This is a genomic window from Woronichinia naegeliana WA131 (assembly GCA_025370055.1).
Classification (GTDB): Bacteria; Cyanobacteriota; Cyanobacteriia; order Cyanobacteriales; family Microcystaceae; genus Woronichinia; species Woronichinia naegeliana.
The window spans coordinates 7598943-7620441 of record CP073041.1 but is presented as its reverse complement, the minus strand read 5'-3'; the positions used below and the strand labels follow the sequence as shown (position 1 = coordinate 7620441).

Below are 21499 nucleotides of genomic sequence, written 5' to 3'. Positions count from 1 at the left end.
TACCCTTACGGAGCTTGAATCGATCCCAAATTTCCTGAACGCTGATCGACCAAGTTTTCTAACAATTCCTTTTGTTGGCGTAAAGCAACTTCAATTTGTTTGCGCTCCAATACCAAGCCTAATTGTTGAGCGACAGCAGACACAACTTTAACTAAATGAGGATCGGTCTCTCTAACCTGAGTGGTGAAAAAGACTAAAACGGCAATGACCTGATCTTGAACTAAAATAGGAACCCCTAAGGCTCCCTTGAGCTTCAAACTTTTGGCTAGGTCACGGCGCAGGAAAATAGAGGTGGATTCGGCTGAAACATCACCAATCCATTCGGGTGCGACCTTTAGTTGATAAAAGCTGTTGTAATCAGGGTTCTACAGGGAACCCATATTGATCAAGTTTTGCCCAAAATTGACTCCATCGTTCCTTGGTCAATACCAAAGCTCGTAGGCTCAAAATAATTCCTGCTCCTTTTTCCTTCCATCGCATCCCTGAACAACATAATCGTTGTTTGACCAACGTCTTACAAGCTGCTTCCGTAACACCTGAACCAATCGGATACTTTTTCTCTATGTATTCAGCATAATCCATTTGATGCTGATGATTCTCGTAATAAGTAATCGCCGCTTGTAGTTTCTCGGTAAGATTCTTAGAATGACTTTTTTCTTCTTTGACTTCTTTCATCAGATTTAGCAGTTCTCCTGCTTTTCCTTTTTCATGCTTGAGTTCTCGACAATTTTCAGTCAACCATTCTTTTTGTTTTGACACGGTATTCGGATGCAACGCTTCTGCCAAGGCACCTAAGTAACCAGAGGCATGATAGAAATCTAATATCTGTTCTTCCGTTTGCTTTTCTAAAAACTTCCAATTTGATTCTGCCCCGTCTGCTATCCCGACCAATGTTGCCTCTGGATAACGGTTTTTCGCTCGCTCAATTTCTCTTTCTAATCTTTCTAGAAAACTCTTTTTTCCATACTCTGGTGCCGCACCTAGATAGATTGTAGGTTGACGTTCGCCTTCACTATCGTATAGGGAAACGGTTCCCACCATTGCTTCACGGTAGCCATCCTCACACATCAGCATACAGGTTCCATCTAATCCTATTCCCACTGTTGCAATTTGGCTATCCTCCTTGGGCGGGGCATAACTCCACGCTTCTTCTTTTGCCTGTACCACACTTCCTACTGCTTCACTCAATCTTTGGATATAGGATAGCGCTACTTTTCTACCATGATTTTCTAATAAATCATTTTTCACCTCTTTGCCTGCCATCCCTGACATTTTTGAGGATACCTGTTTTGCCAATAATGGCGTTGATGTTATGATTATCCTTGCTTCTCTTTCTAAGGGGCAATACGTTTTTCCTCAAAGGTGAACGCTGATATACATGACGATTCACTATAACCTCACCATAAGGTGTTTGATATTCTTTCGGTTGCTCTCCCTTACTCTTCCAGATTTCTTCACCGATTTTTAAGGGTGAACCATCTGTATCTAAATATTTCAAGGCTTCTTTGCTGGCGATGCAACCTACTTCGTTTAAGCCTTTTTGAATATTTATTTCTGTATCCAACATTGAACGACTGAGTTCTAATGTTAGTTCTATTTTTATCTTTGAACCCTCTACATTAATTAGTTTTGCTGTCATCATTGTTTCCTCTTTGTCACTTTTCATCTCATGTTAACACTTTTCTTTTCCTTCATCAACTAAAGGTCGCACCCATCCATTCCGGCTTTTGACTTGCCCAAACCCGCCCTGGTAAACCCTGATTGAGTTCAAAGGTAATGCTTTCACTCGCATGGTAAAAGCGAAGCAGATCACTATGACTAAAAAATTTGGACTGACTGAGTTGCAGGTGTTGATGGGATGAATGAGGCAGCCAGGCTTCTCCATAATGCCAACCTGTCATTTCACAGACCTGGTGAAGGGTTAATTCGAGGGCAGATTCAAACGTCGGCGCAGTGATGATAGTACTAATTAGATTTTGCAGCAGTTGAAGATGGTCTTGGGTTTGTTGAGAGTTCGTAATGTTCCAAAACATTCCCTGGGTGCCGATCAGTTTTCCTTCAGGGTTTTTAAGGGGTTGTTTAATCACATGAACTTGAATCATTTCTTGGCAAGCCGAAACAAAATAGGATTGAACTTGGTTGATTTTTCGGTCAGTACGTAGCAACCATTGATCATCACTATCATATTTGGCCGCGAGATCGGCTGGATATAAATCATAGACCGTTTTACCCAGACATTCGGCTAAAGAAAGCCCCAAAGTATTGAGAAAGGCTGGATTGGCGTAGATAAATCTTCCCCGTAAATCCTTACAAAAGAGGCTATGGGGAATGCCATCCATTAAGGATTGATAAAAGGCGACGGTTGGGCTAATTAAAGGAGGCAGGGGGGCAGAGGTCAGGGGACGGAAAATCAGTCTTAGCGATCGCCGAATTAGGGAGAGACTGAGTTCATCTTTGGCCCAGAAATCGGTAATACCTAAATTGAGAGCTTGTAAACCGAAGGCTGCCGTGGTTGTCACTAAAATCACGGGAATAGGAGCCACCCTTTTCCCAAAGGTGGTTAAAGAATTTTGCCAGTGGGTAGCAATGGGAGATGCAAATAAGCATTCCGCGTCTAGGAGATAGAGATCTTGCATCTCTAAGCAAGGAAATCTCAGGAGAGGAGAATTTTCTGGCAGACAGGATTCCAGATGATAAGGACTATCGGGAATCTCCTGAATCAGGGATTGGAGCTGACTAACCAAACCAGAATCTTTTGTCACTAAGGTCAGTCGCTTCTTGGCAGAGAGGCCTGTCAAGGTCGTTGTCGTCGCGGGGTTGGCAAGGGGAACTAAAAACACAGGAACAATCCCTAGAATTCAAACAAGCAGCAAAAGTATTATATTTACTTAAATTAATACTACTTTAGGACTCAGATAAAAAAGTGTCTCCAATCGCACGATTTCTGTAATTCCTAAATAATGATCGTTTTCCTCGTGAAGATTGGCTATTAGGGGGACTAGGGTAGAGGCGATCGCTAATTCCTGTGCTGCTGAGGGGGGAAGTAATATTTTCTGCCCTTGACACCAGCGTTGAGCCGTGAGGGAATCGAGGCTAATTTGGGGAAGATATCCTAATGCTTTTTCTGGCGGGATTAAATCGGTAGGATGAGCCGCTAATTGTTCTAGGGTGACACTTTGTTCAAGATTCATACCGCCACTTTCCTGCCGCTCTAGGGCCGCGAGGGTTCCCCCCACTCCTAGTAAATGGCCTAAATCCCTGGCGATTGCCCGAATATAGGTTCCTTCCCCACAGGTAATGACCAGATCTAACGCTGGAAACTCCCCTGGCAACCAATTCAAAACCGCCAGGCTAAAAATTTCCACTTGACGACTGGGAACCTCCACCACTTTTCCTTGACGGGCTAATTCGTAAAGCCGCTTGCCATCCTTTTGTATAGCACTATATTGGGGCGGGATCTGGGTAACTTGACCGAGAAATTGAGCAAAATAGGGTTCAATATCGCTCAGGGTTAAATGATCCGCCGATCGGGTTTGTAATACCTCCCCTTCAAGGTCGTCAGTACTGGTTTGCATCCCAAAACGAACTTTAGCCCGATAGATTTTACGACTGGGTAAATAGGACAGTAAACGGGTGGCTTTGCCGACGGCGATCGGTAATACTCCTGTCGCTAAAGGATCGAGAGTTCCGCCATGACCCACTTTGCGGGTATTCAATAAGCGTCGTACCTTGGCCACGCAATCGTGGGATGTCCAGCCCTGGGGTTTATGTAAATTAATAAATCCGAACATTTGTAAAATTAGGTTAGGCAGTTAACAGCATTAATTTTTGGGTTACGCTCTTGCTGAATGCCTAAAAAATTTGCTCCAAAACCAATTTTTGGCCCAGCAATAAACTAACCTTGACGATAACCTTTAATACATAATAGAGAGTCACATATTAAAAAGGGGATTATTAAAACCCCCTTTGGTACGTTTTTTATACCAGTCTATCCCTGATCTCATGCAATACCCAGTAAAATTTCTTGCAAGCATAACCCGCAGTCTTCATAATCACCAAATTACCAAAGTCCTTAGACATGGCACCCTTGTACCAAATTTCTAAATACCTGACAGACATAAAGCAGTCAAAATCCAAGACCATCCCGTTAAATACCCTAATTCGTCTTGAGAAAAAGAATACAACTTTGTATCTAATTTCTTTCTTAATTTATCTAAGGTTTGAAAATTTTGCCAGACAAGAAAATTTGATGAATCTTACTCTGTTTCATCAGCATAATTTTGATTGATAAAATTATTAATTGCTCGATAATTCTCTGAGAATAGGACTCTAAAATAGTTGCTCCGACAAACAATTATAATATTTGTCAAAGATGTAATATTTGCCGCGATCGCGTTCTGGGTTGAGGCTATAGTTTCGTAGTTTATTAAGATTAATAAAAGCGGATTTGACATTAGGTAATCTCATGCAATTATAAAGGCAAGAGTTGAGTTAAATTTGCTACCTTTGGGCGTAAACCTTACACCCCTAAAATGGCAATTGGTCGGTAGGGGTTCAAGGCTTGAACCCTCTATCAATATTAATTTTTGTCCTCTTTTTGGGGATTTAAAATTCCTCGCAGGGGATTACCAATAAGCGGTAAACTGCCAATGACCATTTTCATTAAGGCTAAAAAACTTTCATCCTTTAGGCGATCGTCTTGTTTAAGTTGCAATGCACCGATCAGGGGAACAAATAAAACTCCTGCAATAATGACAACACAGAGAACGATAAAATCTAATTGTTTGCCTAAAAAGCCAATGCCTGCAACGACAACGACAAAAACAAAGAGATAAAAAGAACCATTTGCCCAGGCACTTTTAACTTTTAGCGGCTTAGGATTTTCAGGAGGATTTACAATAATTGGTTGATGATTAACAACTTGAATTTCTTCGTGAATGTCACCTTGTTGGGGATTTTGCATTTTAATATCTCCGTGAACATCTCCATAGACAATAATACCAGGATTTTCCCTGTTCTGTTCTTGCCTGAAAAAGTTGTCGCGGCCAAAAACATCATCAATTAGACTAAGTACATTAACGATTAATAAAGATTCATCACAGCGAGTATCAGGAATATTATTATTCACAAATTTCCGTAGTTGGTCAAATTTATAAAAATGGGGGTTTTGGCTATCTTTACAAACATCACAATTACAGGGAATGAGTTTTTTAACTTTGAGTTGTTTAAAGCTATCATGAATTTCATCTAGTTGATGGGTTATGACTGCTAAAAAGTCCCGTTTATTCTTTCCCGAAAGGCGAATTTTAATTTCACGACGATCATAAGTTTCAGTTACCTCTGCCCAGGTATCGTCACGTTTTAACAAAACACCTGTTAACCAAACATTTGGTTCGTCAATATATTTGTGCATTTCTACAATAAAGCGAGTTAAAATTCCCCTCGGCATAAAATTATATTCATAGTTTAACAGTAAATTATCGCTATCATTCCAGGAATATTCAGGTTGATTCGCATCGAGAAGTTGGGGAGCAATGTAGGTATTTTTTGCGTTGGGTAAAGGATAACAGAGTTTGAATTTTAGCATCAATTCTAGCAGTTCAGACTGCATATCTTTGTATTCTGCATCCTGCCAAATTTGCTTAAGTTCAATTGTTGTAAATTTGCCTAAATTTTGTTTAACTTGATTATTATCTAATACCTTATAAGCGGCATCCGTTCCCCATTTAGGTTTGAGAATAACGGTTTTATAAAGAGGAGAAGTTTGGTCTTCTTGGAAGTGGAGAATACTGCCTAAATCATGGAAATATTGACTGAGAACTAAGCGACCATCGGTAACACTTTCCTGTTTGAATTTGAAGCCATTTTGATCACAGATTTGCAAGTATTGATCTAGAGAAATATAATTGCGTTCATCCTCTTCTAATTTTTCTCGCACTTTAATCCAAGTCTTGGGAAGAGAATTACCAATGTGAGAAAGTTGAGAAATATGATAAATAATCGCTTTTTTGATTAGTTCTAAACCCGATCCGCCCTGGGGATTACCTAAATTAGTCGGTAAGCTCTCTTTTAGATTTTCAAAGCGTCCCTTTAGTTGGGCTTCGTCTATTTTAACGGGTCTGTCGCCAAGTTCATTTTTTACTATTAATAAAGGACTATTTTCACTAAAAAGTTCAACAATATTGAGCCAATAATCGAGATGGGGATGTTCTTTTCGGCTATCCACAACTAATAGATAAAGAGACCGTTTGGTCAGGAAAAATTGGTGCGTTGCGTGATAAATTGCTTGACCACCAAAATCCCAAATATTTACACGAAAATCCTGGTCATTCTCCATTGAAAAATGCCACTCTAAAACGTCAATACCTTTGGTGGTTTCTTCTGCTTTAGGCATGGACGAATTGGCATCAAGAATTTTACGCGCCAGGGTCGTTTTACCCGCTCCTCCTTCACCAATAATGATTAATTTAGCCTCATAAAGCCGATCTTCACCTTCTTCTGCTTTATCGCGGAAATATTGACGAATCGCCTCAATGCCTCGGTAAGCAATTTCAATGGGAGGATTAACCAGGGGATTATCACTTAAATCAAGTTCAGATAAATTTTGGAGACGGGAAAAAGAATCGGGTAGCTTACTCAGTTGGTTAGAACTTAAATCAAGTCTTAATAAATTTTGGAGATTACCAATAGAATTGGGCAGCTTTCTCAGTTGGTTATTTGTTGAATGAACCATTAATAAATTTTGAAGATTACCAATAGAATCAGGTAGCTCTCTTAGCTGGTTAGAACTTAAATCAAGTCTTAATAAATTTTGAAGATTACCAATAGAGTCCGGTAGCTCACTCAGTTTGTTATTAGCCAAATCAAGTCTTGATAAATTTTTGAGAAGGGAAATAGAATCGGGTAGCTTACTCAGTTGGTTATTTCTTAAACCAATTCCTGATAAATTTTTGAGAAGGGAAATAGAATCGGGTAGCTTACTCAGTTGGTTATAACTTAAATCAAGTCTTGATAAATTTTGGAGATGGGAAATATCGGGTAGTTCTCTCAGTTGGTTATAACTTAAATCAAGTCCTGATAAATTTTGGAGATGGGAAATATCGGGTAGCTTACTCAGTTGATTATTTCTTAAATCAAGTTCTAACAACTTTTGGAGATTACCCATAAAATAGGGTATCTCAGTCAGTTGGTTAGAACTTAAATAAAGTATTAATAAATTTTGGAGATGGGTAATAAAATCGGGCAACTCACTCAATTGGTTACAACTTAAATCAAGATAAGATAAATTTTGGAAATGGGTAATAGAATCAGGTAGCTCACTCAGTTGGTTATTACGTAAATCAAGTGTAGATAAATTTTGGAGACGGGTAATAGAATCGGGTAGCTCACTCAGAGAGTTATCACTTAAATCAAGTTCTGATAAATTTTGGAGACGGTTAATAGAATCGGGTAGCTCACTCAGTTGGTTATACCTTAAATTAAGTTTCTCTAGCCAAACGAAATCAAAAATTTCGGCGGGAATAGCGGTTAATTTCTCCTCATCAGGCGTATTCCAATCATTACCCAAATCTAATTTCGTGAGGCGTTGTTTCTTGCACTCTTGAATTCTGCGGCGCACTTCATTCGGTCTCATCGTTTACTGTCCTCACAATCCTTAAACAGCCCGTCGGCTCAAATCCTTATGTGCCAATAATACCAAAATCCTAGAGTTAACGACTTGATGTTAAGCTAGATTGCAGCTTTTTGACAGTTGATCATTGCAGCCACGCCCTGCACTGTCTAGGCAATCTTGTCCGCCACCTTGCCGTTTTAGCGATATGTCCGACCCCAAAGACCCCTGCAAAAGTCATCCCCTTAACCTTGTCAATTCTCGATCTTGGCCTTGGCTTGGTTTACCCCTGACAACCCTACTGGTGGTCTTTAGTCATGCCTCGGTCTTATCCCAAACCCAGCCGACAAATTCCCCACTAACCAGCAACACCGGCATCTTATCCTTAACCGCTCTGATCAACAACCTTTGGATACTATTAGCCTTTTTACTGGTAATGGCAATGTATGGCGGCTTTGCCTTTTTAACCGCCGGATTATGTCGCTCCAAAAACGTCGTCAATATTTTGCTGACTCACCTGACGATTTGGATGCTGACCCTCCTCGTTTTTTGGGGATTTGGTTTTGCCTTCATGTTTGGCAGTCAGGGCAATGGCTGGTTAGGAAACGCCCCTTGGTTTTTAGGCAGTGATAACGTTCTACTCTATGGACTCAAACCCTATCCCCAGGGTTTACCCCTAACCCTGTTTTTCCTCTTTCAAAGTGCCTTAGCCGGTTTAACCGCCATGATTGTGGCTGGAGCCGTGGCAGAACGGGTCAAATTTGGTGACTTTTTAATCTTTACCATTGCCTTAGTTGGGTTAGGCTATGCGATCGTTGGCCATTGGGTTTGGGGCGGGGGTTGGTTAGCCAAGATGGGCTTTCAGGACTTTGCCGGATCAACCGTAATTCATTGCGTGGGTGGTTGGGCGGCCTTTTCAGGACTGGCTATTCTAGGGCCAAGGATGGGGAAATATGAAACTAGACGCATTAATCGACTGGCTGGCCATAATCTAAGCCTGGCGTTTCTAGGTTGTTTGCTGCTTTGGCTCGGTTGGTTCGGCCTGATCGGGGGAAAAGGATTAACCCTAACGCCAACGGTTCCGGTACTACTACTTACCGCCAATTTGGCCGCGATCGCCTCTGGATTAGTGGCCCTGTTCATCGGTTGGTGGCGATCGGGTAAACCAGATTTAGCCTTAACTATTCGGGGAATTTTGGCCGGATTAGTGGCCATTTCTGGCAGTTGTAATCAAATTTCTTTTAGTTCAGCGATTATTATTGGCGCGATCGCCGGACTTTTAACCGTTAGTTTTCTGGGCTGGTTTGATCGAGTTCATTTAGATGATCCCGTCGGAATGTTATCCATCCATTTAGTCGGTGGTTTATGGGGAACCATTGCTGTGGGGATTTTTGACCTCAAAGGCGGCTTAATTCGAGGTCAGTCAGGGCTGTTACTCAATCAATTGATCGGTATAGCGGCGATCGGGGTTTTTATCATCATCTTTAGTGGTTTAGTGTGGTTACTGCTTAAAGTTAGCAATGGCTTACGGGTGGATTTAGAAGGAGAAATCAATGGTTTAGATATGAGTGAACATGGACAATCTGCCTATCCTGAATTTCTGCACTCAGAAAAAGGTAATATTTGGAATCCCTATGAACCCATTCCCACCCCCGAAGAACCAGTAGCCGCGCCAGAAAATACGCCGACAACGACAGAAACCGCCCCTGTGCAAACCCCTGAAAGTTCTGGAGAACGGGAAATAGAAACCATGAACGCTACCCTAGAAAGTGATAACCCTCCAGAGTAGCCCTTTTGGTTTAATGGGAAAATAGGAATTTATGGAGTTGATGGTTTATGTCACTTTCTGTTGCCCATCTTGGCCCCCAGGGAACTAATGCTGAAACGGCAGCCCTAGCCTATGCCCATTGGTTAAACCACCATCAAGGTCAATCAACCCATCTCATTCCCTATCCTACCATCGGTCAAAGTCTTCAGGCCGCAGCCGATCAAGAGGTCGATTTGGCCATTATTCCTGTGGAAAATTCCACCGAGGGCAGTATTGTCGTCACCCTTGATACGCTTTGGGAACGGGGCAATCTCCAGATTCAACAGGAATTGGTTTTACCGATCATTCATGTCTTGCTGTCCTGGGGAACCTCCCTCGAATCCCTGACGACCATTTATTCCCATCCCCAGGCCCTAGGACAGTGCCAAAAATGGTTAGCCAAAACCCTACCCCACTGTCGTTTAGTACCGGCCAACTCCACTACCGAAGCTATTCAATTACTGGAACATTCCCCCCATTTAGCGGCGATCGCGTCTCCCCGTGCAGCCAATCTATACCAAGTACCCGTCTTAGCAGCCGGAATCAATGATTATCCCGACAATTGCACCCGTTTTTGGGTGGTCGGCATCAAACCTCAAACCACCGGTAGTCATACCGCTTTGGCTTTTAGTGTGCCAGCCAATGTACCAGGAGCCTTGGTCAATCCCCTCAAAGTCTTGGCCGAACGCAATATTAATCTCAGTCGCATCGAATCCCGTCCTACCAAACGTTCTTTAGGGGAATATCTCTTTTTTATGGATTTGGAAGCCAGTCAGTCTCAGTCATCCCTTCAGGAGGCCTTGGCAGAATTATCTCGCTATACAGAGGTTTTAAAGATTTTTGGCAGCTACTCGATTCTATCTCTAGAAAAACAGGATTTAGAGCAATTATTGGGCTAAATTTTGACCCTTATTCAACCCGACCATAGTGGGCAATTCGAGGGGCGATCGGATTGCGTTGATTGTATTGCCAAGCCCACAGTTGATCACCGAGGGAAAAGTGCCACCATTCCCCAGGATGTCGCAGAAAACCGACGGATTCCATCAAGTTATTTAATAAACAGCGATGGTGATGATAAATTTGAGCCTCTTGATCCTTTGCTGGTTGGTAAAAATTAGGCTGCGATCGCGGTGATAATTCATCAATCTCTCCTCCCATGGCCACAGCTTGGCCCAATTCATTGATCAGGGTAATATCTAAAGCGGCTCCAGTACTGTGGGGCGGTGGCGTGGCCGGATCATGACTGGGAATGGCCCAAATTTGATAGACCTCTTCAAGTACCTGTTGACGTTGCGCTTCACTTAACTGTTCGATGGTTAACTTGTCCCGCTCTAAAATTTGCCCAAAGGTATAGTCCACCATAAATTGCTGAACGGCGATCGGACGGTAGGCATCAAAAACTTTAATTTTCCAACCTGGCTGGCATTGGCTGAGATTGTCCTGAGCCTGGGCTAAAGCTGTTAATACCCCTATCCGCAAACAATAGGGACTTTTCCCTTGATAGTCGGCTCCTAGAAGAACATAGGGTGCGGGATCTTCGAGGTAAATATTTTCTAGGGCGATCGGAACCAGGGGTTCTCCACAATCTTGAATAGGAATTTTTGAGTAAGGTTTCATGGCATTTTCTCAATCAGAAAAATTCAAATTAGTTGTCTGCTCAGTAGCAGATTATAACGAAATAGAAGACAAATTTTTCACTTTATCTCCTCTGCGGCCCTTATTAAGATGAGGCTGTTTTATTCTTGAAGACCCAGAAAAAGTAAAGTAAACAAAAAAATACTAAGTATAAAAATAATTTGACAGCAATTGTCCAAACTTTTGCTCAAAAAATCAGAGGTTATTGGAAAAGCGATCGCGCTTGGCTGACAATTAATCGCGCTTGGCTGACAATGAGTTTTGATCGTAATGCCATATTCCTCGCTAAAATCGGTATAATGGGGAAAAATTAGAGTTAACGGTTATGGCAGAAGAAGACGATAAAAAGGAAGAATCTAAGTCTGAAAAAGAAGAGAATACAGACGATCTTTCTACTCAAGCAAAGACGCAAAAATGGCTGAATAACGCGACTATCACTCTAATTCAGTGGTTTCCTTTAGGAAGTAGCGGCTGGTTATTGGTTTCCTTTATTAAAGATTCCCAAATCATGCAAGCTCTGATTACCTTTCCCCTAACAGGTTTAGCAGTGGCTTGGGCCGCCTATAGCAAGGGTTTTCTCGCAAAATTACAGACGCTTTATGAAAGTCGAGGAGATAAGGACGCAGAAAGTTTAGTCAATTGGCAAGACAAGCTGGATCAGACCGTAAAATGGCAATTGGCAGGTACAGAAGATAAATATTTGCGTTGTCAGGGCAATGAGGTCGATTTTTCGCGCACAGAGGGTTTAAACACCTTTAAGCCGTTATTAAAAGATGTTTTTGTCCCCTTGGAATTAAGTGGCACTGCCTGGCGATCGCCCGATGGTCACGATTTACCGATGCCTGGCGGGTTTCATTCGCAAAAAAGTATTCAGGAATTTCTCCAAAAAGCCGATCAACTCAGGATTTGGGATATTTTAAAGCGTAGTCCCCAGGAATCCATCTATCGCAGTATGGTGATCCAAGCCTGGGGCGGTTACGGCAAAACGACTCTATTGCGTCATGTCACCCATATTTACTGCCAAAAATTGTATAGTCAGGCTCCCTATAAAGCCCCAAAATTATTGCCTGTTTTATTAGATTTTCGACAATGGCAGAAAGTCATTATCGAAGAAAAGCCTGATTTACCAACTTTAATTGAAAAATACCATCTTCCCTACTTACCAGGCGGAAAAGATGTGAAACTTCCCCCGAATTGGGCTAAACATTGGCTCAGTCAAAAGGTTGGAATGTTGGTCATGTTTGATGGTTTTGATGAAGTTAAAGAGCAAGTCAAAGAAGGTGAAGAAAAACCCCGTTCTCTGGTTAGTCGGTGGGTCGGTCAACAGATGCGGGACTATCCTAATGCGGTGTTTATTTTAACCTCTCGTCCTGCGGCTTACCGTTTAGATTTTGATCCCGAATCAAAGTTCAATTTATCTTTTTATATCAAAGGTTTAAATGCCGATCAACGGGAACGATTTATCCAATCTTGGTATCTCAGCCGCGAAAAACATTTTAGTGCTGATCCCAATCATCCTGCGGTTTCAACGGAAGCCTATCGAAGAACGCAAGATTTATTAGAGCAATTAACCAGTCGTCCCGAATTAGAAGATTTAGCAAAAAGTCCTCTGATGTTGGCGATTATTGTCAATTTGCACGCGAGTTATGATGGCGCAAGTCTTCCCGATCGCAGGGTTGATCTCTATCGGGCAATTATTCGTCTCCAACTCGGTGATCGCCCCTTAGCGAAGAAAATTGATCTGTTGTTACCGCTCCAAGATAGTCAACGAGTGTTACAGCAACTCGCTTTATTTATGGTGAAGGGAACCCTCAGTCGCATTGAAGAACATTCATTATTAGCTCAATTGCAAAAAGGGTTAGATTTTCTGAATTCGACAGTGGAAAGTGCAGATTTTTTAAAACAAATGGAAGAAGTCAGTGAACTTTTAGTCAAAGTTGATCATGAGTATGAATTTGCCCATCGTCAGTTCCAAAGTTATCTATCCGCTTATGAAATTATTGATGCAAATCAGGAAAATTTATTGTTAGCAAATTGGCAAAAAACAGAATGGAAAGATACGATTTTAATGTATGCCAGTTTAGCGAATGCGACTCAGTTTATTAAGAATTTATTGGAGTTTGAACAACAAGCGGCGAGAGATTTAGCTTACGAATGCTTTAAAGGTTTAAAGTCGGCTAATCGTCGTATTAATTCTAGTCTAGAGCAGCAAATTCAAAAAGCAACTAATTTTGAATTAACTGGCGACGATAAAAATTTAATAACCGCTAAAATTACCAATCCTAATGCACTTCAAGCTCTTGATTGGTTAATTCAAAATACTCTTTATCAACAATTGGAAACTTTTTTGAAAAATGGTCAATGGAAAGAGGCTGATCAAGAAACAGACCGCCTAATGCTACAAATCGTGGGCAAAGAGGCTGATCAAGGGTTAAGCATAGAAGATATTCAAAACTTTCCTTGTGATGATTTATGTAAGATTGATAAGCTCTGGGTATATTACAGCAAAGGTAAATTTGGCTTTTCCGTACAAAAAAAAGTCTGGATGGCTTGCGGTGGTATCCCTGGGGAATATGATTGGGATGTCTATAAAAAATTTGCTAACCAAGTGGGTTGGCGGAGAAGCGGAGACTGGTGTAGCTATGATGAGATAACTTTTTTATTAGAGGGTAGTAAACACGCACACCTCCCGTGTGTGATTTTGAATTTGGATAGCAGGGGAGTAGGAGAAAGCAGAAGAGTCTCTTTTCTCGCGCAAAGACTTGTAACCTGTAATATATCGTAGGGGCGAATTGCGTTCGCCCAAAAAGACAATTTGATCACCATAAATATCATATTAATTCCACCCAAACCCCCGATTTTATTCCCATTCATAACCGTATTTTGTTTATCATTAATTACCCATTTTTTGTCATATTGATAACCGCGATCATCTATTGGGCGCACACCATGCGCCCCTATGGTAAATATAGAGAAATATGATGGCGATGAAAAAAAGGACATAATGGTATTATGTCCCTACGATAAATTTTGTTTAATAGAAAAAATAGCCAAGATCGCATTAAATTTCATCCATTTTCTGTAGGGACTTAACACTGTTAAGTCCTCCAATCAACGTAATAGAAGAAAGCGTTAAAAAAAGGACATAATAGTATTATGTCCCTACGGTGGGTTTTGTTTAATTGATTATTAATATGGGAAACTATGACGGCAATTGAGAAAAGCGATCGGGAGCATCTCACCTTTGCAATAAGTAGAAATACTTAACGAGGTAAATGAAAGAGTCAAAAAAGGTAATCATTTAAATAGGAACAGCGATGACGAAGGACTTGTGGTACATTGTCAGAATTCCAACTCGCACCAGTAATTTTAAGACGATGACCAATTTGTTTAACTTGAGATTCGACAGAGCCAGAGCCAATGGAAATGCCCTCTGCCTGCAAATAACCATAATTGACAATCCGATGTTTATGCTTGTTTAAATAAATGATAAAATTCTCAGCTTGAGGCTCTGACCATCCCTCAAAACAGGAGATAGCGGCATCCACTTCACCCGTCCAAAGAAAAGACTTGACCTCCTCAATTCGCTGGAATGACCCCCCAACTTTATAGAGGTTTTCAATTAAGTGATACCAGTCCAAAATTTCAATTCGCTCATGTTTCTGTCCTATCTCACGAAATAAGTTCCAGATACCATCATGTCCATCTCCCAAACAAATTAAAGGCTTAGCCAAAATTTGAGAATTAACCAAATCTAATAAAGCCGAGTTATCTTGAAAAAAGGCAGCTACCCCCAATTGATGAAAACTGACTCCTTTATAATCACGCCAAATTAAGGGTTCTCCCTTGGGAGTTCTGAGTCGTACCTTCCCACCATCTATGCTAATTTCTTCGACTTCTGTGTTAGAGGGTAATTCTTCAAAATGATAGCGATGTACAAGGCGTTGTTGCGTACTGTGAGAAACAGCAATTCCCGTCAATGATTGGATTTTCTTAGCTGCTTTTTCATAAGACTCATCGCCACTCAGTAGCAAACAGTTCTTCTCTAACATTGGACTCATCTGAGTTCGAGGCTTTAGTTCTAATTTCTTCGCTTGTTTTTCTGTAATGGGCAATTCCCCCAAAATACTTTTTACTGTTCGTATCCGACCTGTGGTTTCCTCGGTACTTGTTTTGACAAAAAAATACCTATTTCTGGGTTGACATACTGAATCATTAAGTCTCTGACAGTCTCCTCTATTTCTCCCAAATTATTAAATGTTTTAACTTGAGATTGTTGATAGAGACATTCTCCCAACTCTTGACATAACTCTTGAATCCTTTTTTCATTTTCTGATAACACTGATAACATGAGATTGTTCCTCAATTGGGATAGATTTTGGAAAGTGGGTCTCGACTATTATACTCTCATTTCTTTTTTTGATAAAGTTCGATAAAGTTCAAAGTCTTATTTTTCTGCCCATAAGTATTAATACTTATGGCATAAGTGAGATGCTCCCAAAGCGATCGCGCTAGACTAGCTCTTATAATAAGGTTTCAATTGCCTGAAATAATGCTAAAAAATTCCCTTCCCCAAATCCTTTTTTTTGCTGACGGCGTTCGATTAATTCGAAAAAGAAAGTAGGCTGATCAAAAATAGGTTGGGTAAAAATTTGCATCAATAAAGCCTCTGGTTGTTGATCCGACCAGTCCAGTAGGATTTCTAAAGCTTCTAACGCTTGCCATTCCTGAGCATTAAACGCAAAATTGAGTAGCTTTTGAGAACGATATTTCAGCGCAGCATAATAACTTTTGGGGATGGGCAAAAAACCTAGACCCTTTTTTCGTAAATCACTAACCGCTTGAAAAATATTTTGAGTGTATAGAGCAATATGTTGAATGCCAGCCCCATGATTGTATTCTAAAAAAGTCTGAATTTGGGAATTATGAGTGCTAGGTTCATTAATATTAAATTGCAGTTGTCCAGTGTTATCAATTAAAGCTTTGCTATAAAGACCCGAATAATTAGTTTGAATTGTAAAAATTTGTTGAACTTGAAAATCAAATAAAGTTTTATACCAATCTACCGCTAAATCTAGTTGACCAGAATGAACATTTAAAACTAGATGATCGATCGCTGTAATCTGGACAGAAGACTCCGATAGCTCATTAACCCTAGAGATTGAGGCTTTATTTTTAACCAGGGTGTGATAATAATCCCCCCAGCCCTTAATTTTAAACGATTGAATTTCGCCGGTGCTGGATACCTTCTTTTGAAAAATTTGAATCCCTAAATCCAGAACTTTAGTTAACATTAACTCTAAATCTTGAATCTGAAAGGCCAAATCCACAACACCACTGGGATGTTTTTTTAAATAGTCAGCCACAGGACTAAGGGAAGTGAGCGGAGCAGAGACTAAAAACAAAAGATGAGCATTGCCAACATATTCAGTCTGGGTATGAGTTTCCACCTTTTGCCCTAATGACTGCAAACCCATCGTTTGGATCAACCAATCCCTAGTCTGATTCGCATTCTCGACATAAAAATGAATATGATCGATGTTCATCGTTTTTTCCGTAAAAATTTAGTATTTATTTGATTGCCGTTAACAATCCAAAACGAATCAAACCGCGTTGATAACCTCGCTGCATTAACTGAAGAGATAAAGCGGCCTCAATCGTTTTGCAGCCCGCCCGAAGGAGTCCCGCGATCGCTTTGGGTGTAATCGCCGAATCAATAACCTGATCCCAAAAGGGTGCAACAGCCATCGACCAATCCTCGGAACGCAGGGCTTTAAAACCACAATCCAGAGCGATCGCCTCATAGTCTGGCAAAGAGAGAACAAAGGGCAAACAATAAACTTGATAAATAGCTTGCAAATGCCGTTTTTCATTAGCCGTTAAAGTCCCAGCCAAGGAAGTAGTCGGACGATGACACCAGGTTGCTAGGATTAACCGTCCTCCTGGTTTAAGCACCCGATAACATTCCTGCAAAAATTTAGCCTTGTCAGGCATATGCTCACCACTTTCGAGAGACCAAACCCAATCAAAACTCTGATCAGCAAAAGGCATTTCTAGAGCATTAGCTACTTCAAAAGTGACTTGATTTGCCAGTCCTTGGTTGAGAGCGCGTTCCCTAGCCCGTTTGATTTGTACTGGTGACAGCGAAATACCCGTAACCTGCGCCCCCAATTTTTCGGCAAGATAGAGACTACTGCCCCCAATGCCGCAACCAAGATCGAGAATCGTGGATGGTGGTTTGTTACAGGCATCGCTCTCTGCCCAGGCTAAAAGCTCTTCAATCAGATCAATTTGGGCTTGGCGACGATTGAGCCGATAGGTTCCCCCCCGACCGTAATAACCATGATGCATATGCTCACCCCAGATTTCTTCCCATAGGCCACTAGAGGCATCATAAAATTCCTGGATTTGTTGATATAGGTCGTTACTCATGAAAAAGGGGATAGTTTGAACTTTCATTATTCTAACTAACCTCACTCTCTTGGGTGATAGCTGAAGCATTTCTACTATTTGTACAGCTTAACGGGCAGTCTTAAGTACAAAAGAATCAGAAAATCCAGTCTCAACTAGGCTAGGATAGGCTTGCAGATTGTTTTATTTCTCAATTCGGCTGCATCAAGATTGGCGAGAATAGACTTCTTGCACAATAGCGTTTGATCCCCCTAAATCCCCCTTAAAAAGGGGGACTTGCTTGAATTTGCAAGAGATCTAATCATCTTCACTCTTCGTTTCTGGCTATGAATCTTGTTTTTCTCTGGCTGATTGCTGGTTCCTGTCTTTGTCTAACGGAGGCTTTTTTCCCGACCGCTTTTGTTGCTTTGATTCTGGGGATTAGCGCGATCGCCGTAGCCGGTCTAGCCATTTGGATTCCCAGTTTTGGCATTCAGGTGACAGCCTGGCTTTTGGTGGCCACCTTATTAATTATCGGCTCCCGACGATTTGTTCCTAAACGCAACCGTTCCATTCATCTCCAAGATGCGATCGAAGGCGAAACTCTAACCGAAATTCTACCTGGGAAGGTGGGTAGAGTACTCTATGAGGGCAATTCTTGGCGAGCAGAATGTCAGGATCAAACCCTTACCCTTGCCCCATGCCAAAAAGTTTATGTGGTTGGTCGCAATGGCAATACTCTGATTGTCTATCCTTTTCTAGATACCGAATCAGTCCCTTAAAATCAATGTTTTAAAAAAAATTGTGATCTTGAGAGCAAAAGATCGCTTACTTTTTTTCCCTTTAACTTCTAATCATTCATCTTAGGACAAACATTATGGAAGTCTTTTTCTTTTTATTTATTCTCGCCTTTGGTGGTTCTACCCTTTTTGGTTCCGTTAAAATTGTTAACGAAAAAAATGAATACTTAGTCGAACGCTTGGGCAGTTACAACAAAAAACTGGCCCCTGGCCTCAATTTTGTCATTCCCTTTATGGATCGAGTGGTATATCAAGGAACGATCCGAGAAAAAGTTTTAGACATTCCGCCCCAATCCTGTATTACGAAAGATAATGTCTCTATTACCGTTGATGCTGTCGTCTATTGGCGCATTTTCGATATGGAAAAAGCCTATTACAAAGTAGAAAATTTGCAATCAGCGATGGTAAATATGGTTTTGACGCAAATTCGGGCTGAAATTGGCAAATTGGAATTAGATGAAACCTTTACCGCCCGTTCTGAAATTGGGGAAAGTCTGCTGCGAGATCTCGATATTTCCACCGATCCCTGGGGTGTGAAAGTCACCAGAGTAGAACTCCGCGATATCATACCGGCTAAAGCAGTTCAGGATTCGATGGAATTACAAATGGCGGCGGAACGGAAAAAACGGGCTGCTATTCTGACTTCGGAGGGAGAACGAGATGCGGCCATTAATTCGGCTCAAGGTCAGGCTCAAGCCCGTATTTTGGACGCAGAAGCGATGAAAAAATCGGCCATTCTCCAGGCAGAAGCTGAACGACAACAGAAAATTCTTCAGGCTGAAGCAACGGCTGCGGCCTTAAATATTTTGACGGAAAAACTGAGCACGAATCCTGATACCAGGGAAGCTTTGCAATTTCTATTGGCTCAACAATATTTAGACATGGGAATGAGTATTGGAACCAGTGAAAGTAGTAAGGTAATGTTCATCGATCCCCGTAGTATTATTTCTACCCTGGAAGGAGTGCGATCGGTGATTGATTCCGGTCGGGAAGATAAGGCGGCGGATTTAACGGCTGCCCTGGAGAAGATTGATCGTCATCGGGCGAGTTAATTGCCTACGGATGGTCAGGTCATCACAACGAGGAATAGCACTCACTAAAACAGTGCTTAAACGCATACGGGCAAGGGGCTTAAGCCCCTGGTTACAGAACTTTCAAGAAAATCACCAAGCACTTTAAATGTGTAACAACTTATCGGTTAAGGTTAAGTTGATCGTAACTTCATCTGCTTTTTTTTTCGACGTATTTCATGGATATTGTTCATCAGTGGCTACAGGAGCATCAAATTCTTCTTACCCTTGTAGTCATTATTGGCGCATTGGTGATGTTTGTGGCGGAATGGTTGCCGATTGATACAACGGCGATCGCGGTAATGGTCATTTTGATGGTTTTGGGCTTAGTGACTCCTGATGAAGGCATTGCCGGATTTGGAAATTCTGCCACGATTACCGTCATGGCGATGTTTATTCTCAGCTATGGCATTACGCGGACTGGCATTATTCAGATCATGCGGGATTTCTTGGTAAAGTGGGGGGGGACCAATCCGAGCCAGCAAATTCTGGTAATGGGGGCGATCGTTGGGCCGATTACGGCCTTTATTAACAATACCGCCGTCGTTGCAATCTTCCTTCCCATTGTGGAAGAATGGTGTAAACAGCGCAAAATTTCCGTCTCTAAACTGATGATTCCCCTTTCCTATGTCACCGTATTGGGGGGCATGATTACCGTCATCGGGACTTCGACGAATATTCTGGCCAGTGGTCTTGCTAAAAAACTGACAGGGCAAGAGTTTCATCTGTTTCAATTTACCTCTTTAGGATTAACTACTTTTGCGATCGGTTTAATTTATCTGGCGATCGTTGCTCCTCGTTTATTGCCAGAGCGTAAACCCGTTTCTGACAGCAATATGACGGATGAATACCAATTAAAAGATTATGTTAGTGAGATCATTATTCCTCCGCGCTCTAGCTTAATTGGTCAGACCCTTAGACAGAGTGGAATTCAGCGCAAGTTTGATATTGACGTTCTAGAAATTATTCATAATGATATCCATTTCCCCCAACCTTTAGCGGATAAAGTTCTGGCTCTAGGTGATATTTTAATTGTACGAGGGGGACGCAATGATCTCCTCAAAATTAAGGACGAAAGAGGTGTTGAAATTTTTGCTGATGTAAAATTTTCTGATGAAGAACTAGAGGCATCGTTAGCCACGAATCTCGAAAAAGGAGAAGAAAAAATTGCCGGAATTTTAATCCTATCCAATGCCCGTTTAATTGGTTCAACCTTAAAGGATACTCGCTTTCGCCAGCGTTATAATGCCACTGTATTAGCCATTCGTCGTGGTGAAGAACTGATTCGTCAACGCTTGGGACAAGTGAAATTACGCTTCGGGGATTTGTTATTAGTGCAAGGCCCTAAGGAAAGCTTTTTAGGCTTGCAAACCACCAGAGAATTATTAGTATTGGAAGAAAAGGATCGAGAAAATTTACGTCTAGATAAGGCATGGATTGCGTTAGCGATTACTGTCGGTGTGGTGGTCATTGCGGCCCTAGACTGGATGCCGATTCTAGTGACAAGTTTAGTCGGAGTTCTTTTGATGATCATAACAGGTTGTTTAAAACCAGGTGAAATTTATGGCGCGGTGCGTTGGGATATTATTTTTCTATTAGCCGGTTTAATTCCCCTGGGAACGGCGATGGAAAATTCGGGAACGACAAAATGGTTGGCAAATTACTTAGTCAGTTTTGGGGGTCATTTATCAGGCTATTGGATTCTATTATTGTTTTATATTGCAACGGCTATTTTGACGGAAATTCTGTCTAATAATGCCACTGTTGTGTTGATGCTACCGATCGCCGTTGAGGTGGCTAAGAGTTTGAGCTTAAATCCTTTAGCTTTAATGTTTGTAGTTACTTTTGCTGCCTCCAATAGTTATATGACCCCCATCGGTTATCAAACCAATACAATGGTCTATGGGCCAGGGGGTTATAAATTCTATGACTTTACGAAGGTAGGTGCGCCTTTAACGATTATGTTAGCTTTCTTAACGCCATTGTTGACAATTGTTTTCTATGGTTTGCGCTAGATTCTTTTCACCGTTGATGGATGTTTAAAGATGTTTACTGATAGCGATCGCTCCTTGAACAGCAAGTTTTTTACGAACTAATTTGGTACTTAGCCATTACAGTCTAAACCTTAACTCTCTGTTGAGACCTTCACAGAATATTTGTCAAGGCGATCGCGGATCGGTTAAAATGG

14 protein-coding genes and 2 pseudogenes are annotated in these 21499 nt (G+C 41.3%); 6 read left to right on the top strand and 10 right to left on the bottom strand.

Annotation, left to right across the window (positions count from 1 at the left end; all coding sequences use genetic code 11):
- Positions 1-5: 5 nt before the first annotated feature.
- The 6 genes and pseudogenes from KA717_38860 to KA717_38835 form a co-directional block, all read right to left on the bottom strand.
- Complete coding sequence (locus KA717_38860; protein ID UXE61271.1) at positions 6-257, bottom strand: GAF domain-containing protein; 252 nt, start codon at positions 255-257, stop codon at positions 6-8.
- Positions 258-357: 100 nt separating this feature from the next.
- Positions 358-1639, bottom strand: a pseudogene (locus tag KA717_38855) (ISKra4 family transposase).
- Between the two features lie 55 nt (positions 1640-1694).
- Positions 1695-2762: a PAS domain-containing protein gene (locus tag KA717_38850; protein UXE61270.1), complete on the bottom strand. Its 1068-nt coding sequence runs from the start codon at positions 2760-2762 to the stop codon at positions 1695-1697.
- Between the two features lie 126 nt (positions 2763-2888).
- On the bottom strand, positions 2889-3791 hold the full coding sequence (gene truB / locus KA717_38845; GenBank protein UXE61269.1) for a tRNA pseudouridine(55) synthase TruB: 903 nt from the start codon (positions 3789-3791) through the stop codon (positions 2889-2891).
- Positions 3792-4100: 309 nt separating this feature from the next.
- Positions 4101-4247: pseudogene (locus tag KA717_38840) on the bottom strand (IS630 family transposase).
- A 332-nt stretch (positions 4248-4579) separates the two neighbouring features.
- Positions 4580-7147 (bottom strand): ADP-ribosylation factor-like protein, encoded by a 2568-nt coding sequence (locus KA717_38835; GenBank protein UXE61268.1) that lies wholly within the window; start codon positions 7145-7147, stop codon positions 4580-4582.
- A 670-nt stretch (positions 7148-7817) separates the two neighbouring features.
- On the opposite strand from KA717_38835, the gene KA717_38830 reads away from it, so the two are divergent.
- Complete coding sequence (locus tag KA717_38830) at positions 7818-9398, top strand: ammonium transporter (GenBank protein ID UXE61267.1); 1581 nt, start codon at positions 7818-7820, stop codon at positions 9396-9398.
- A gap of 47 nt (positions 9399-9445) precedes the next feature.
- Positions 9446-10315, top strand: coding sequence for a prephenate dehydratase (gene pheA, locus KA717_38825; protein ID UXE61266.1), 870 nt, complete (start codon positions 9446-9448; stop codon positions 10313-10315).
- Positions 10316-10325: 10 nt separating this feature from the next.
- Here pheA and KA717_38820 read toward each other — a convergent pair whose 3' ends face one another.
- On the bottom strand, positions 10326-11033 hold the full coding sequence (locus tag KA717_38820; protein UXE61265.1) for a D-alanyl-D-alanine dipeptidase: 708 nt from the start codon (positions 11031-11033) through the stop codon (positions 10326-10328).
- 343 nt (positions 11034-11376) lie between these two features.
- Between KA717_38820 and KA717_38815 the strand changes: the two genes are divergently transcribed.
- Positions 11377-13836 carry a GUN4 domain-containing protein gene (locus KA717_38815; GenBank protein UXE61264.1) on the top strand — a complete coding sequence of 820 codons (2460 nt, stop codon included), beginning with the start codon at positions 11377-11379 and terminating at the stop codon, positions 13834-13836.
- A gap of 499 nt (positions 13837-14335) precedes the next feature.
- Here KA717_38815 and KA717_38810 read toward each other — a convergent pair.
- The 3 genes from KA717_38810 to KA717_38800 form a co-directional block, all read right to left on the bottom strand.
- Positions 14336-15393, bottom strand: a protein-coding gene (locus KA717_38810) for an ISKra4 family transposase (protein UXE64918.1) whose coding sequence is annotated in 2 segments (ribosomal slippage) — positions 14336-15237 and positions 15237-15393 — 1059 coding nt in all. Because the reading frame shifts where the segments join, the coding sequence is not laid out codon by codon here.
- A 181-nt stretch (positions 15394-15574) separates the two neighbouring features.
- Positions 15575-16597 carry a 4-hydroxyphenylpyruvate dioxygenase gene (gene hppD, locus KA717_38805; GenBank protein ID UXE61263.1) on the bottom strand — a complete coding sequence of 341 codons (1023 nt, stop codon included), beginning with the start codon at positions 16595-16597 and terminating at the stop codon, positions 15575-15577.
- Between the two features lie 25 nt (positions 16598-16622).
- Positions 16623-17483 carry a methyltransferase domain-containing protein gene (locus KA717_38800; protein UXE61262.1) on the bottom strand — a complete coding sequence of 287 codons (861 nt, stop codon included), beginning with the start codon at positions 17481-17483 and terminating at the stop codon, positions 16623-16625.
- A gap of 305 nt (positions 17484-17788) precedes the next feature.
- On the opposite strand from KA717_38800, the gene KA717_38795 reads away from it, so the two are divergent.
- The 3 genes from KA717_38795 to KA717_38785 all read left to right on the top strand — a co-directional run bounded on the left by KA717_38795 (position 17789) and on the right by KA717_38785 (position 21326).
- Entirely contained in the window at positions 17789-18223 is a 435-nt protein-coding gene (locus KA717_38795) for an NfeD family protein (protein ID UXE61261.1), read from the top strand.
- A 95-nt stretch (positions 18224-18318) separates the two neighbouring features.
- Complete coding sequence (locus KA717_38790) at positions 18319-19293, top strand: SPFH/Band 7/PHB domain protein (GenBank protein UXE61260.1); 975 nt, start codon at positions 18319-18321, stop codon at positions 19291-19293.
- A 197-nt stretch (positions 19294-19490) separates the two neighbouring features.
- On the top strand, positions 19491-21326 hold the full coding sequence (locus tag KA717_38785; GenBank protein UXE61259.1) for an SLC13 family permease: 1836 nt from the start codon (positions 19491-19493) through the stop codon (positions 21324-21326).
- The last annotated feature ends 173 nt before the right edge of the window (positions 21327-21499 follow it).